The sequence below is a fragment of the Streptomyces griseus genome (assembly GCF_001715295.1).
GTDB lineage: Bacteria > Actinomycetota > Actinomycetes > Streptomycetales > Streptomycetaceae > Streptomyces > Streptomyces griseus_G.
This window is the reverse complement of record NZ_MDKB01000001.1, coordinates 245,473-261,260: the sequence shown is the minus strand read 5'-3', so window position 1 is coordinate 261,260 and position 15,788 is coordinate 245,473. Positions and strand designations below refer to the sequence as shown.

General features: G+C 74.7%; 8 protein-coding genes. 4 read left to right on the top strand and 4 right to left on the bottom strand.

Annotation, left to right across the window (positions count from 1 at the left end; translation table 11 throughout):
* Positions 1-285: 285 nt before the first annotated feature.
* The 3 genes from BA175_RS01005 to BA175_RS00995 form a co-directional block, all read right to left on the bottom strand.
* Positions 286-807: a hypothetical protein gene (locus BA175_RS01005; protein WP_069169258.1), complete on the bottom strand. Its 522-nt coding sequence runs from the start codon at positions 805-807 to the stop codon at positions 286-288.
* 232 nt (positions 808-1,039) lie between these two features.
* The gene (locus BA175_RS01000) at positions 1,040-1,915 is read right to left on the bottom strand and encodes a hypothetical protein (protein ID WP_069169257.1); all 876 of its coding nucleotides are present in this window, start codon (positions 1,913-1,915) and stop codon (positions 1,040-1,042) included.
* Positions 1,912-2,526 (bottom strand): ATP-binding cassette domain-containing protein, encoded by a 615-nt coding sequence (locus BA175_RS00995; protein WP_069169256.1) that lies wholly within the window; start codon positions 2,524-2,526, stop codon positions 1,912-1,914. The genes BA175_RS01000 and BA175_RS00995 overlap by 4 nt, the downstream gene beginning before the upstream one ends.
* Before the next feature lie 466 nt (positions 2,527-2,992).
* Here BA175_RS00995 and BA175_RS00990 point away from each other — a divergent pair, with 466 nt between their 5' ends.
* Positions 2,993-4,363, top strand: coding sequence for a flavin-containing monooxygenase (locus BA175_RS00990; RefSeq protein ID WP_254667787.1), 1,371 nt, complete (start codon positions 2,993-2,995; stop codon positions 4,361-4,363).
* 66 nt (positions 4,364-4,429) lie between these two features.
* Here BA175_RS00990 and BA175_RS00985 read toward each other — a convergent pair whose 3' ends face one another.
* The gene (locus BA175_RS00985; RefSeq protein ID WP_069169254.1) at positions 4,430-5,815 is read right to left on the bottom strand and encodes a wax ester/triacylglycerol synthase domain-containing protein; all 1,386 of its coding nucleotides are present in this window, start codon (positions 5,813-5,815) and stop codon (positions 4,430-4,432) included.
* Positions 5,816-6,710: 895 nt separating this feature from the next.
* Between BA175_RS00985 and BA175_RS00980 the strand changes: the two genes are divergently transcribed.
* Genes BA175_RS00980 through BA175_RS00970 form a run of 3 tightly spaced genes read left to right on the top strand, consistent with a single transcriptional unit; the run spans position 6,711 to position 15,772 of the window.
* Positions 6,711-7,928, top strand: coding sequence for an SDR family oxidoreductase (locus tag BA175_RS00980; RefSeq protein WP_069169253.1), 1,218 nt, complete (start codon positions 6,711-6,713; stop codon positions 7,926-7,928).
* 33 nt (positions 7,929-7,961) lie between these two features.
* Entirely contained in the window at positions 7,962-9,548 is a 1,587-nt protein-coding gene (locus BA175_RS00975) for a PfaD family polyunsaturated fatty acid/polyketide biosynthesis protein (protein ID WP_069169252.1), read from the top strand.
* Positions 9,545-15,772, top strand: a complete 6,228-nt coding sequence (locus BA175_RS00970; protein WP_079159324.1) for a type I polyketide synthase — start codon at positions 9,545-9,547, stop codon at positions 15,770-15,772. The genes BA175_RS00975 and BA175_RS00970 overlap by 4 nt, the downstream gene beginning before the upstream one ends.
* Positions 15,773-15,788: the final 16 nt, after the last annotated feature.

Below are 15,788 nucleotides of genomic sequence, written 5' to 3'. Positions count from 1 at the left end.
AGCGGCGTGAGCACGGCCGCCGTGCGCTTCGCCGCCCACTGCGGCTCGGACGCGGGTCCGGCGGCGGGGTGGCGCAATCCTCGTTCACCGCGGCTCACGCCGTGCATGAACACCGCGGCCCCCCAGCAGAGTTGCCGCCGACCGCACGTGACGCGACGTCAGAGGCTTCTGTCCCCCGTACGCGTGCCGTGCCCACCCACAGGAGTGTCGGGGCCCTGCGCGCAGCCCGGTGCGGCGCCGGCCAGGCCCCCGGGCGCCCTCGCGGCGCGGTCCGCCCGGTGTTCCCTACCAGCCCGCCTTCGCCCCGGTGTACGCCGTACGGCAGTCGGCGTTGGTGGCGTTGGCGGCCAGCTTCTCCATGGCGTTCTTCCAGATCCGCTTCGCCAGCGTCTCCAGCTCCCGCGTCCCAGCCGGTACGTTCGGCGCGTACTTCTTGATCGTCGCCAGGGAGGACTTGGCGAACTTGTTGCACACGGGCCCTGCGGCGTTGCGGTACCGGCTGTCCAGGTCGGCGGCGACCGCCTGCCCGTTGTCGGTCGCCCAGGTGTTCCAGGCCGCGCACGCCTCCTCGGTGAAGGCCTTCTGGTCGTCCTCGCTCAGCCCCAGCACCTCGCCCAGCAGGGTGTTCTTGGCCTTGTCGGGGACCGTGAAGTCCACGACGGGGAACTTGTCGAGCGTTTCGAGGAGCGCCTCCTGACACGCCGGTGGGAGCGGGGCGGCCTGGGCGGTGGAGGGGACGGCCAGCGCGGAGGCGGACAGGAGTACCGCGGTGAGAACGGTGCGCTGGACGGTACGCGAAAGACTCATGGAGGTGGTCATCCTTGCACGGAGGCGGGTCGGCCCGGGCACCACGACAGCGCCCGACGGCTACAGAACGAGTGGAGCCGCTCCAGGTCACGGTCCCCTCACGCCCCCGGGTCATGCCCCCAGCAGCGTGCCGGCTCGCGGCCCCTGTCCGGGTGGACGGCCGGTGGCCCCGCAGGGTGGCCGGCCGTCCGTACGACGAGCCAAGCCCCCGCGGGACGGCCGGGGCACTCGGTCACCGGCGCTGTACGGACTCCGCGGACGGGCCGTACCCGACCGGCGGCGCGGTCCCATGCGCTCCCCCGGCCGTCCCGGGCCCGGAGGGAGCCGGAACCGGTGGTGTGCGCTGCGGTGGGAGCGCGTTGCGGGTGCGCCTGCGGAAAACCAGGAACCCGGCCGACGCGGTGCCGACGAGCCAGAGCGACTGGATCGCGAGGCCCTGGGCCGCCGACGCGCCGGAGAAGGCCGCGGACATGCTGGCCTGCACAGCGCCGTACGTCGGCAGGAAGCACACGAGCGCGCTGTCCGATCCGGAGCTGGAGAGGGGGTTCTGCAGGGCGCTGTCGAGGATGCTGATCATCAGGATGGCGAACATGCCCTCCACCTCCCGGCGGAGCACCGATCCGAGGACCACGCCGAGCGCACCGTAGGTCATGGCGGCGAAGAACAGCGCGGCGGTGAGCACGAGGGGCTGCCGCGTCGGCCAGGCGAGCCCGACGGCGGCCGTGGCGTACACGGCGACGGCGGCACAGACCAGCGTGAGGGCGGAGAGCTTGGCGAGGACGAGGTGATACCTCGGATATCCGGCCATCGTGAGGCGCCGGTCGAAGGCGCCTCCCGTGAAGGTGGCGACGAACATCATGAACCCGGCGATCAGGGTGACCGCGTTGAGCGCACCGGTGATCTGCGTGAGGTGGTTGCCGGGCGGGGACAGGATCTCGCCGGTGGCCCGCAGCCGGAACGGAGCCGGCCCGCCGGGGATCGTCATACAGGCGAGGGCGATCCAGAGCGGGATGTACACGACCACCAACAGCATCGCGAACCGGTTGCGGGTGTGCCCGACCAGCGCGTACCGGGACGCCGTCGTGAACAGGGACCAGTGCCGCCTCATGCCGCCGCTCCCGTACGCCGTTCCTGGCGGTGGAGACGCCCGCCCTCCAGGCGCCAGAGCTGGTCCAGCCGGTCGAGGTCGTAGGCCAGGTGCGAGACGACCAGCACCGAGCGCCCGGTGTCGCGCAACTCGGTCGCCAGCTCCCAGAAGCGGAGGTACGTCTCCCAGTCGAACCCCTGGTAGGGCTCGTCCAGCAGCAGTACGTCCGGATCGTGCATGAGCGCCAGGGTCAGGTTCAGCTTCTGCCGCGAGCCTCCGCTGAGCAGGCCCACGCGCATGTCGAGGTACTCGGTGAAGGCCAGGACCTCCATCACTTCCCGGGCCCGTCGCAGGTCGGCGAGTCCGAACGCGGTCCTGAAGAAGTCGACGTGCTGACGGACGGTGAACGAGTCGTCCAGGACGACGGACTGCGGACAGTAGCCGAACCGGCCGTAGTGACGCACCGAGCCGCGGTCCGGCGCGAGTTCCCCCGAGAGGATCTTCAGGAGGGTCGACTTGCCCGCACCGTTCTCCCCGACGATCCCGGCGAGGGTGCCCGGCCGCAGCCGGAGGTCCACGCCGCGGAGGACGGCGTGCCGCCGGTAGGAGTGGTGCACATCTCTGACGTCCATCGCGTTGCTCCGTCGTACCGGGGTGGCTGTCGGCCGCGGAACCGGTCCGCGTCCTCCGGTCGGCGGACGCGTGGCGGTGGGGGCCGTGCCCGGTCCGCCCGTGCCCAACGAGCGGGCCACACAGGGGAAACGGCTCGGGAAGCGCATCCGATCCCTGGCGTCAACCCGGTGAGCGATGTCCCACCCGTGCGGCGGATCTACTGCCGTGGACCGGCCACGAGGCGGCGGGGACGGCTAGCGTGAACGGGGCCGGAGTTCCGCGACCAGGTCCACCACTCCTCTTCCGGCCGTGCCGGACAGCCCCTGACGGGCCGGTGGTTCCTCCGATCTCGGGGACATGTCCGGACCGGGTGCCCGAAGGCCTCCGGAGACCGCGGCCCCGCTCACCCCGCTGTCCCGTTCAGGCGCGTACCGGCGACGTCACGCGCACCCGAGAGAAGGTCGGTCAGCCATGCGGAGAACGTGCGTGATCGGAGCAGGGCCGTCCGGGCTGGCCGCGAGCAAGGTCCTCACCTCGCGGAACGTTCCCTTCGACTGCTTCGAGGCCGGTTCGGGGATCGGCGGGCTCTGGCGGTACGGCAACGACAACGGGATGTCCGGGGTGTACGCCTCGCTGCACGCCAACATCTCGAAGGAGAGCATGTCCTTCTCCTCGCTGGGGATGCCGGAGACATACCCGGTCTTCCCTCACCACAGCAAGGTCCTCGCCTACCTGGAGGACTACGCCGCGTCGTTCGGCCTGCACCGCCACATCCTGCTCGGCACGGAGGTCACCTCGGTGCGGCCCCTGGCCGACGGCGGCTGGGAGGTCGCCGTCCGGCGCCGCGGGGACGCGGGCGCGGAGGCGGTGACACGGCGCTACAGCGAGGTGGTGGTGGCCAACGGGCACCACTGGGACCCACGTCTCCCGGAGCCCGCCGTGCCCGGGGCCGAGGAGTTCGAGGGCCCCGCCGTCCACTCGCACGACTACCGGGTGCCCGAGCCGTACGCCGGCCTGCGGGTGCTGGTGCTCGGCATGGGCAACTCCGCCTGCGAGATCGCTGCGGAGATCTCCCGTACGGCGGCGCGGACCTTCCTCTCCGCACGCGACCCGGCGCACGTCTTCCCCAAAATGCTGCTCGGCCGGCCTGCGGACCATCTGGCGTGGAGCCCGCTGTCGGGCCTCCCCGGATGCGTCAAGGGCCCGGCGATGAAGCTCCTGCTGCGGCTGGCCCGGGGCGCCCCCGCTCACTACGGACTCCCCGAGCCGGGCCGCGGCCCGTTCGCCGCCCACCCCTCCACGTCGGACGAACTCCTCGTCCAGCTGGCCCGGGGGGCGGTCACCCCCAAGCCCGGCGTCAGGTCGTTCGGCCGCGACACGGCGGACTTCACGGACGGCAGCAGCGAACATGTGGACGCCGTGGTGTACGCCACCGGTTACTCCCTCTCCTTCCCTTTCCTGGACCCCTCCGTCTTCGCCGCTCCGGGCGGCCGCACGGAGCTCTATCTGCGCACCGTGCCGCCCCGGCTGCCCGGGCTCTACTTCATGGGACTGGCCCAGCCCGCGGGCGCGGCCTTTCCGTTGCTCGAACCGCAGGCGGAGTGGATCGCCGGCCTGATCGAGGGAACGGTCGCCCTGCCCTCACCGACGGACATGACACGGGCGATCGCCCGCGAGCGGAAACGCCACGACACGACCTACGTCCCCACCTACCGTCACGGGATCGAGATCGACGTCCGCTCCTACCGACGCGCCCTCCGCCGCGAACTCCGAGCGGGCGGACGCCGAGCACGCCGTGCGGCCCCGCCGCTGCCCGCCACCGTGACCGGTCCCGCTCCGGCGGCCGACACCGGGTGATCCGAACGGAACGAGCGAGCCGCCGGAGGCCGGCGCTGCGGCCGGTACCGTCCCCAGCGCCCCGGCTCACACAGCCGTCGCACTCTCCTCCAGTTCAGCCACGGCCTGCTCCCACAGCTCCGGCAGCAGACCGCCCAGCGGCAGGGCGCGGTCGGCGAGAAAGGCAACCTCGGCCCACTCACCGAAGAAGGACAGCCCCACCCCGAAGAGGTGCCCGGGAAGCAGCAGGGGCAGCAGCGCCGTGCCCGTCACCTGTGCCTCCCCCAGGCTCCCCTTGCCGGCCAGCGGCATGGAGGTGGCCATGACGTCGGTGACGCGGGGAGAGAGCACCCTTCGCATGTACCACTCGGTGGGGCGGGCCGGCATGAAGCGGACCATGTCCTGAACGGCCTGGCGCCATGCCTCGCCCCGCAGCCTGCGGGTCGTCCTCGTCACGGCGTCCAGCCGCCGCAGGGGCGCGTCACCGTCCCGGGACCCGTCCGGGTGTTCCGCGGCGGTAGACACGGGCAGTCCCAGCGGCAGGGCGAAGCACCGGTTGCCCCACGTCTGGTCCTCGTCCGGGCGGCGTGCGTCCACGGGCAGCACCGCCGTCACCCGGGGCAGCGCTACACCGGCACGGGCGGACCAGACCGACAACGCACCGGCGAGTGCGGCCAGATGGGCGTCATGGCCCGAGCCGCCACGCGTGCCACCGATCCGGCGGAGGGTGGCCGCCGGTACGCGGCCCCGCCACAGCCGCCGCTCCCCCGAGGGGGTGAAGGCGGCCTCCGACCGAAGGCCCCGGACGGGGAAGGTGGCGGCCACGCACCTCGTGGTCAGCCCGGCGGCCGCGAACGCCCGGTGCAGCGCTCCGGCCCGACCGCCCCGGCCCGGAACCGGCCGGGCCGACGGCTCACCGTCGCCCAGCACGGCGCGGAAGGTCATGGCGGCGGCCGAGCCGTCCTGGCAGGCGTGGTGGAAGCGGTAGCACACGGCGTACGCGTCGGGTGCGTGGCCGTGGACCAGCCAGAGCCCCCAGTAGGCGCCGGGCGCGAACGGGGCGTTGAGCGCGGTGTCCAGGGCGGAGTCCCATGCGGCGGGGCCGTCGGCGACCACCTCGTGGACGTGCCGGTCGACGGCGAAATCCGGGTCCGGCCGCCACCGGGGCCGGCGGCCGCCCTCGATCCGGCTCGTGAGCAGAGGCATGCCACGCAGCCGGAAGCCCACGTACATGCGGAGGTCGGCGAGGGCCGGGGGCGGACCGCTGAGGTACGCGACGCCACCGGCGTCCCAGCGGACGTCGGGCCGGCGGCGCTCCAGGCTCAGGAACGCACGGTCGACCGAGTGGGTGGGGTGGCCGGGGAGGGCCGCGGACCGGTCGTGCCCGGCGGAGCGGCCGGCCGGGACTGTGGCGTCGGGCCGAGCGGTGAGGTCGAGGCGGGTGGGCCGGGCTGACTGATCCGGGGCGGGCATACGGCTTCAGGGCTCCAATGGCGGGCGGCGGCAAGGGACCGGTGGGCGGAGGGACAGCGGAGTACGGACGGACCGGCGGGCCGACAGCGGGAGTACGAACGGACCGGCGGGCCGAGGAACAGCAGGGGCACGAGCGGCCGGCGCTGGACGAGCACCGGGCCGGGTCCCTTCCCCGGCCCGGGCCGGCCACGACGCCGACCCGCCCCTGCCGGCCGGCCCTCAGGATGACCGCCGAGCGGACCGGGCCTCCGGCACGGAACACCGCCCCCCGGCCCCGCGTGGCCCCCTTCCCGTCTCCCCCGCCATGGCCCGCCCCGTTCGCCCCGGACCCCCCGCAGTGCCCGCTCCCCCTCCCGTACCTGGGCTGACGCAGCACCACCGCCCGCTGCCGACGACGCGGCGGCCCCGGGGAGGCACCCCCGGGCCGCTGCCCGCAGGTTCCCCCGAAAGGAGGACAGGGCTGCCGGGACCTCCCAGGACGGCCGACACCTCGGACCTTCCCGCGGCCCGGACCCGACCGGCGTTCCAGCGGCCCGGCCCGGCACGCCCCGGTCACGGAGCGGCGTACTCCGTTCGGGTGAGCAGGGGGAATCCGGGCTCGCGCGCGGCCGGCCGTCTGACATCGTGTGCCGTGCGCCGGAGGTCACCGGGCCGAGGAAGGCCGGGGAACGCCGGCGCGACGGGGGCGCCGGGCGACCGGCGAGTACCGCCAGCTCGGACCGGCCGCATCGGCCGGCCCGTTCGCGGTACGACCGCCGGTGACACTCCGCGTCGCAGGACGCCGGTGGCGTCGCGTTCCCCCGCTCCCGGCCGCCCCACCGGCAGCGCCCCCCGCCTCCGCCCCCTCGCACGGTCGCGGGCCCGCCCCCCTTTCACCGCCCTTGGAGCCACGCTCGTGCACGTCGCCCTCACCGGGGCCACCGGATTCCTCGGACTGCGCCTGTTACACCGCCTGCTCGACACGCACGGGTCGGTCACGGTCCTGGCCCGCGCGGGATCCGGGAGCGCCCTGGACCGCATCACCCGCTTCTTCGAACTGACCGGCGCGCCCACGGCGTTCACCGCCGGACTCCCGGCCCGGCTGCGGGTCGTGGAGACCGACCTCTCGCTGCCGCGGCTCGGGCTGTCCCGGCGGACCTTCCAGAAGGTCGCCGACGGCCTCGGCGCGATCTGGCACAGTGCGGGCAGCATCAACCTGGAAGGGGACCTGCCGGAACTGCGCCGGACCAACCTCGAGGGGACCCGGCACGTGCTGGAGCTGGCGGCGGCGGGCCGCCGAAAGCCCGTGGTCCATCACGTGAGCACCGCGTTCGTGGCCGGGGCCCGGCGCGAGGGCGTGGCGTACGAGGACGAGCTGGACGACGCCTCCGGCTTCGAGAACGCCTACGAACAGTCCAAGTACGAGGCCGAGCTGCTGGTCCACGCGTGGTCCCGGCAGCACGGCCGCCCGGCCGTGGTCCTGCGGCCGAGCATCCTGGTCACGGACGTGCCGCCGCACCCGGAGCTGCCCTCCCACCCGCTGATGGTGATCGAGCGGATCCTGCGCGAGGCCCGGCACGCCGCCGGCCCCACGAGCCAGGGCCAGGGGAGGGACACGGCAGCGTCGGGCGGCAGACCGGAAGCCGGGGAACACGGGCCTCGCGGCCCCGGTCCGGCCGACCGGCCCCGCGTCCGGGCGGTGGGGCATCCGCACGGCCGGCTCAACCTGCTGCAGGTGGAACACGCGGCCGAGGTCATGGTCCGGCTGGCCGGGCGGACGCCCTCGGGCGGGGTCGACACCTACCACGTCGTCCATGACCGCGATGTGCCCGTACCGACGGTCGTCACCCTGCTGGAAGAGCTGGCCTCGCTGTCGATCGACCTGGTCGCCACCCGGCCGGACGCCCCGTCGGCGGTGGAAGCGGTGCTGGACTTCTACCCCGGTCTGACGGCCTACCTCGCCCACCGGCGGCGGTTCGACGACACCCGGGTCAGGGCCCTGCTGGGGCCGTCGGGGGTATCCGCCCCGGTGGGCCTCGACTATCTCCGCTCCGGCCTGAACCCCCGCGCCGGGGCTCTCCAGGAGTCGCCCCGCACGCCGCCTCGCGCCTCGCTCTCCGCCCGTCCCGTCTGACCCGCGCACGTCCTCTCCCGCTGGAGCCCTTCCTTGACCGTCCTCACCGCTCCCGGCTTCCCCGCCGTGTCTCCGCCGGCCTTCTCACCCGAGGGGATCGCCGCCCGTGCCGGGCGGATCCGGGAACCCGTCCACGTCGTCAGCGGGCCGGACGGCCGCGAGGTGGGCCTCGCGGCCGGTCCGGCGCCCGGCGGCGGCCGGGTGCTCGGTACGCTGCCGCCGCTCTACCCGGAGTGGCTCGGCGGACGCGTCTTCTGCGAGGCGCACGGGGTCCGTTTCCCCTACGTCGCCGGCGAGATGGCCAACGGCATCGCCACCACCCGGATGGTCTCGGCGATGGCCCGCGCGGAGATGCTCGGGTTCTTCGGCGCGGGCGGTCTGGGCCACCCCGAGGTGGAGCGGGCCGTACGCGAACTGGCCCACGAGCTGGCGGACCGGACGAACTGGGGGGTCAACCTCATCCACTCACCGGCCGAACCGGCGCTGGAGTCGCACGTCGCCGAACTGCTGCTGCGCTGCGGGGTCCCGCGGATCTCCGCGTCGGCCTTCATGGAGCTGACCCCGGCCGTGGTGCTGTGCTCGGCCCGCGGGCTGCGCAGGGGGGCGGACGGCGCCGTCGTCCGGCGTACGCACGTCCTCGCCAAGGTCTCCCGGCCCGAGGTCGCCGAGAGGTTCCTCTCCCCCGCCCCGGCCGCCCTGCTGGGTGCCCTCGTCACCCAGGGGAAGCTGACCCCGCAGGAGGCGGAGCTGGCGGCCCTGGTACCGGTGGCCGAGGACATCACCGTGGAGGCGGACAGCGGCGGGCACACCGACAACCGGCCGTTGTCGGTACTGCTGCCGAGGATCGCCGCGCTGCGCGACGCAGTGTGCCTGCGGTTCGGCTACCGCCGGCCGGTCCGGATCGGTGCGGCCGGCGGCCTCGGCACACCGGACGCGGTGGCCGCCGCCTTCGCCCTCGGCGCCTCCTACGTGGTCGTGGGTTCGGTGAACCAGACGGCCACCGAGGCCGGTCTGTCCGACGCGGCGAAGGCGATGCTCGGTGAGGCGGACATCGCCGATGTGGCCATGGCACCGGCGGCCGACATGTTCGAGCTCGGTGTGACACTGCAGGTGCTGTCCCGGGGGACGATGTTCGCCCAGCGGGCCGGCCGGCTGCATGCGGCGTACCGGGACCACGGATCCCTGGAGGAGATCCCGGCCGCGCTGCGCACCTCGATCGAACGCGACGTGCTCCGTGCCCCGTTCGAGGAGATCTGGCAGCGCACACGCGCCTTCTGGGAGCAGCGCGACCCCGCGGAGATCACCCGTGCGGAGGCGGACCCGAAACACCGTATGGCCCTGGTCTTCCGCTGGTACCTGGGCGGTTCCAGCCGTTGGGCGATCAGCGGGGACAGGTCGCGGCAGGCCGACTACCAGATCTGGTGCGGGCCCGCGATGGGCGCGTTCAACCGGTGGGTGGCCGGCACGTTCCTGGCCGAGCCGGCACGCCGGTCCACGGTCCAGATCGCGCTCAACCTCCTCGAAGGGGCCGCCGTGCTCACCCGCGCCCACCAACTGCGCACCTACGGCGTCCCGTTGCCTCCCGAGGCGTTCACCTACACACCCTGCGAGCTGGCATGAGTGGCACCGGCGCGGCCGAGGCGCCCGCAACCGGGGCCCGACCCGGAGGAGCGACCGTGTCCGGCTCCCTCTCCACCCCCCGCCAGATCCCCGTCGCCGTGGTCGGTGTGGGAGCCCTGGTCCCCGGCGCGACGGACGCGGCCGGCTACTGGCGGATCGTGACCGGCGGCCACGACCTGATCACCGAGGTGCCGGCCTCCCGCTGGCGCGTGGAGGACCACTACGACCCGGACCCGGCGGCCCCCGACAAGACGTACGCCCGCCGGGGCGCCTTCCTCCCCGAGGTCGACTTCGACCCGCTGGCCTACGGGGTGCCCCCGGCCAACCTGCCGGCGACGGACACCTCCCAGTTGCTCGCCCTGATGGTCGCCGACCAGGTGCTGAAGGACGCCGGGGCCCCGGCAGGGGTGGACCGGGACCGGACCGGCGTGGTCCTGGGTGCCGCCGCCCTGGAGCTCCTGCCGCACATGTACGGGCGCGCCCATCGTCCGGTCTGGCTCGCGGGGCTGCGCGAGTGCGGGGTCGGGGAGGCCGAGGCGCAGGCCGTCTGCGACCGCATCTCGGCCCGTTTCGCGCCATGGCGGGAGTCGACCTTCCCCGGGTTGCTCGGCAACGTCGTCGCGGGCCGGATCGCCAACCGGTTCGATCTGCACGGCATCAACCACACCACCGACGCCGCCTGCGCCAGCTCCCTGGCGGCCCTGTCCACGGCGGTCGGCGAACTGTCGCTCGGCCGGGCCGACCTGGTGATCAGCGGAGGCGTGGACACCGGGAACGACATCGGCATGTTCCTGTGCTTCTCCAAGACACCCGCCCTGTCCCCCACCGGTGACTGCCGGCCGTTCTCCGCGGACGCCGACGGCACCATGCTCGGCGAAGCGGTCGTCATGTACGCCCTGAAGCGGCTGTCCGACGCGGAGCGGGACGGCGACCGGATCCACGCCGTGATCCGGGGCATCGGCACCTCCTCCGACGGCAGGAGCACGGCGATCTACGCCCCCCTGCCCGACGGCCAGGCGCGTGCGCTGCGCCGCGCCTACGAGGAGGCGGGGTACGGCCCGGAGACCGTGGAGCTGGTGGAGGCGCACGGGACCGGGACCAAGGCCGGGGACACCGCGGAACTGGCGGCTCTGGGCGAGGTGTTCGGTCGGTCAGGGCGCACGGACGGACCCTGGTGCGCGATCGGTTCGGTCAAGTCGCAGATCGGGCACACCAAGTGCGCGGCGGGGGCGGCGGGGCTGCTCAAGGCCGTCATGGCCCTGCACCACAAGGTGCTCCCGCCGACCGTCAAGGTCGACCGGCCGAACCCGGCGGCCGCCGCCCCGGACGGTCCCTTCTACGTCAACACGGAGACCCGGCCGTGGGTGCGGCCCGCAGGGCACCCGCGCCGGGCCGCGGTGTCGAGTTTCGGTTTCGGCGGCAGCAACTTCCACGTCACGCTGGAGGAGTACGTGCCGTCGGGCGCCGGGGGCCGTACGGCCCTGCGCCACCGCTCCGTTCCCGGCGAACTCGTCCTGTTCAGCGGCGCCTCCCCGTCCGACCTGGTGCCACCGCCGGCGGACGACGGCCGCCCCCTGGCCGCGCTCGCCCGGGAGAGTCACGCCGCCTTCTCATCCGCCGCACCGGTGCGGCTGGCCGTCGTCGCCACCGACACCGAGGACCTGCGGGAGAAGTACGCCCAGGCGGTCGCACTGATCCGGAAGCACCCCGGCGAGGCGTTCTGCACCCCCTCCGGCATCCGGTACGCCCACGGTGAGGCCGCCCCCGGCCGCGTCGGCTTCCTGTTTCCCGGGCAGGGCTCCCAGTACGTCGGGATGGGAGCGGGCCTCGCGATGCTGGCGCCGGCCGCCCAGGCCGTGTGGGACCGGCTGGGCGGTGCCCGCTTCGACGGGCGGCCCCTGCACCGGGTCGTGTTCCCGCCGCCCGCCTTCACCGAAGAGGAGCGTGCCGCTCGGCGGACCCTGCTGGACGCCACGGAGTGGGCGCAGCCCGCGCTGGCGGTGCATGCCCTCGCGCTGCTGGAGGTGGTGTGGGAGCTGGGGGTACGGCCGTACTGCGTGGCGGGCCACAGCTTCGGTGAGCTGGTGGCGCTGCACTGCGCCGGTGTGCTGGACGCCGACGCGCTGGTGGGTCTGGCGCGCCGCCGCGGTGAGCTGGTGCGGGACGCGGCGGTCACCGCGGGCGCGATGCTGGCGGTGGCGGCGGACCGCGCCCAGGTGCAGGACGTGCTGGCCCGTGACGGGTCAGGCGACATCTGGCCGGCCAACCACAACTCCCCGCGGCAGATCGTGCTGTCGGGCTCGGCGGAGGCCGTCGCGCGCGTCGAGAAGGCGTTCTCCGCCGAGGGGATCGGCACGCGCCGGCTGGCCACCTCGACGGCCTTCCACAGTCCGCTGGTCGCCCCGGCCGTGGAACCGCTGGCCGCGTACCTGCGCACGGTGCCCCTCGCGGAGCCCGGGATCGAGGTCTACGGCAGCGCGGACGCGGCGCCGTACCCGTCGTCGCCCGGTGAGGTGCGCCGCCGGATCGCCGGGCAGGTCACCTCACCGGTGCTCTTCCAGGACCAGGTCGAGGCGATGTACGCCCAGGGCGTACGGACGTTCGTCGAGGTCGGTGCGGGCGCCACGCTGACCGGCCTGGTCGGGCAGATCCTCGGTGACCGCGAGCACGCGGCCGTCGCCCTGGACCGGCCGGGCCGGTCCGGAGCCGACACCCTGCACACCGCGCTCGGCGCACTGGCCGTACGCGGTGTCCCTCTTGATCTCGACCGTCTGTGGGCGCCGTACGCCCCTCCCGGAACCTCAGCGAAGGAGCGCGAGCCCCGAATGACCGTGAAGATCAGCGGAGCCAACCACAGTCACCTCGAACCGCCGCGCGCCGCGGTCGCCGGAACCCCGCCCGTGGCGGGCCCCGAGCCGGAACACGGGACCCGGCCCGCCCCGGTACATCCGTACGCGTCCGGGTCCGCGGCGGATCCCCTGACGGAGCAGGCCGCTTCCCCGGCCCCCACCGCGCGGCCCCCGGCCTACGGGACGGCTGCCTCGCCCTGGCGGCCGGAGACGGCGCCCACCAGCGAGGTCGTGCCGTCCCCGGAGCCCGAACCGGTGCACGAGGCCGATACGCGGTACGGCGCCGGGGTCCCGAACGTCGCCGGTGGCGACTGGTTCACGGCCGTCGAAGGTGTCCAGCGGCAGACGGCGGAGGCTCACACGGCCTGCCAGCGCATGCTGACGGACAGCCACATGGCTTTCCTGCGGATGACGGAGACGACCCTGGCCGCGATGCTCGGGGTTCCGCCCGCGGGTGGGACCCCGGACGCACCGGCTCCCCCGGCCCCGTTGCCGCTCCCCCGCTCCTCGTCGCCGCGGCCCACACCGGCTCCGGCGCCCGCACCGGCCACGGCCATGGCTCCGGCTCCGGCTCCGGCTCCGGCTCCGGCGGAACCCGCCCCGGCTGCGACGGAGCTTCCGGCAGCAGCGCCCGTCTCCCTCCCCGTCGCACCCGTGCCCCCTGCTTCCGCCCCCGCCCCCGATCCCGGCCCCGGTCCCGTCGGCGGTGCGGAGGCCCTGTCCCCGGCGGAACTGGAGGAGTTGCTCCTGTCGGTGGTGGCCCGGCTCACCGGCTACCCCACCACCATGCTCGACCTGGACATGGAGCTGGAGGCGGACCTGGGCGTCGACTCCATCAAGCGCGTCGAGATCCTGTCGGCCGTGCGCCGGCAGGTGGGGGACGTGGCGACGGGAGACGTCAGGCAGCTGGGCAGGCTCCGTACGCTGCGCGAGATCGTCGAGGCGCTCACCGCCGGTGCCCCGCCTCCCGGGACACCGGCACCGGGCGACCGTGCGGGCGCTTCCGCCGTGCCGGACCGCGGGCCTACCGGTCCCTCCGGAGTTCCCCGGGCCCCCGCGCTTCCCGAAGCTGCCGGACTGCCCGCCCCACGCAACGGGTCCGGCGGGGAGACGCCGCTGACGCGGCTGGTCCCGCGCGCGGTGGAGGCGCCGGCGTCCGGACTGATGACGGCGGGACTGCTGGACGGGCCGGTCGTGGTGACCGGCGGAGGCCCGGACGCCTGTCCGCTCGCCGGCCTGGTCGCCCGGGAACTGACGGGACGCGGCGTGGCCGCCACAGCCGTGACCGGGGTGCCCGCAGAGGCGCGCGGGGTCGTCCATCTCGGGGGGCTGACCGCGGACGGCACACCGGAGGGGGCGCGGGAGGCCCACCGCTCGGCGTTGCGCGCGGCGCGCGCGGTGGCGGCACGACCGGCGGAAGAGCACCGGCTGTTCGTGGCCGTCCAGGACACCGGAGGTGACCTCGGGCTCGCGGGCCGTGCGCCCGGCCGCGCCTGGCTGGGCGGGATCGCCGGCCTGGCCAGGACCGCGGCGAAGGAGTGGCCGGACGCCTCGGTCAAGGTCGTCGACTGCGAGCGGGGCGGCCGGGGCGACGAGGAGGTCGCCGGGGCGATCGTGCGGGAACTCCTCGAAGGCGGAGCCGACCCGGAGGTGGGCCTCCGCGCCGACGGCACCCGCACTCTTCCGCGGATGGTGTCCGAGCCGGTGAAGCCCGGCGACACGCGGCGGATCACGTCCGCATCGGTGATCGTCGCCACCGGAGGGGCTCGCGGGGTGACCGCCGCGGCTCTGCTCGGCCTGGCCAGGACCCACCGCCCGCGGATCGTGCTGCTGGGCAGGACGGACCTGGCCCCCGAACCCGCCGGGCTGACGTCGGCGTCCGACGAACCGGCGCTCACCCGCCTGCTCGCGGAGCGCTCCGGCGAGGAGGCGGCGGACACCACGCCCGCCCGGCTCGCGGCGCGGGCCCGGGAGATCCTGGCCGTGCGCGAGGTACGGGCGACGCTGGCCGCGCTGGAGGCGGCCGGGTCACCCGTCCGGTACCTCCGGCTGGACGTCCGCGACGGTGACGCCCTGGCCGCTGCCCTGCGTGACGTACGCGAGACGTGGGGGCCGGTCACCGGCATCGTGCACGGCGCGGGTGTGCTGGCCGACCGGCTGATCGCCGACAAGACCGACGAGCAGGCCGAGCTGGTGATGTCCACCAAGGTGGACGGTCTGCGGGCGCTGCTGGCGGCGACGGCGGACGACCCGGTGGACACCCTCTGCCTGTTCTCCTCGGTGGCCGCCGTGTTCGGGAACCCGGGGCAGAGCGACTACGCCATGGCCAACGAGGTCCTCCGCCAGGTCGCCTCGGCCGAGCAGGCCCGCCGCCCCGGCTGCCTGGTGCGGTGCGTGGCCTGGGGCCCCTGGCAGGGGGGCATGGTCACGCCCTCCCTGGCCGCGCACTTCGGCCGGTCCGGGGTCCCGCTGATCCCTCTGGAGCAGGGCGCCGCGGCCTTCACGGCCGAGCTGGACGGCACCGCCGGCGAGCCCCTCGTCGTCCTGACGGCCGGCGACGAACCGCCGGCCCCGGCCCTGGCGGGCGGGCGGCGCCGGGCGCAGGTGCTGGTCCGCTCGGACGTCATGCCGCAGCTGGCCGACCACGCGCCCGCCGAGGTACCCGTGCTGCCCGTGGCGCTGGTCCTGGACTGGTTCGCGGGTGCGGCCACGGCGTGGCTGCCTGCTGCCGGGCCGCTCGTCCTGCGGGATCTGCGGGTCTACCAGAAGTACGCCCTGCCGGAACTGGCCGGAGCGGGCCACCGGCTCACCGTGCTCGCCGGGCGGGACGTGCCGGGTTCGCCGTCGGGCCTGGAGGCGGAGCTGCGGGACGAGGACGGGCCGGCGTACTTCCGGGCGGTCCTGGACACCTGGGCCGGGGAGCCCGACGTGTCCGCGTGGGACACCCCGGACGGCCTGGAGCCGCTCGACCGGACCGCGTGGTACGACGGGGAGGTCCTCTTCCACGGTCCCCGGTTCCACGCCCTGCGCACGGTACGCGGTGTCTCGGAGCACGGGGCCGAAGCGGCCGTCGCGGGTCTGCGCGCCCTGGACTGGGGCGGGGAGCACTGGACGGTCGACCCGGCGGCCGTGGACGGAGCACTCCAACTCTCGCTGCTGTGGGGCGAGTCCGTACTCGGGGCGGCCACGCTGCCGATGGCCGTCGCCGAGTGCAGGGTGCACCGGCGCGGCCCGGTGGACGGCACCGTGCGGTGCGTGGTGCGGGGGCGGAAGGCACACGAGACGGGGGCGCGCTGCGACGCGGCGCTGATCGACGCCGACGGCTCCCTCCGGCTGGAGCTGATCGGTGTCGAACTCGTCCGCCGCCCCTCCTGACCCGGCCCCCGCCTGC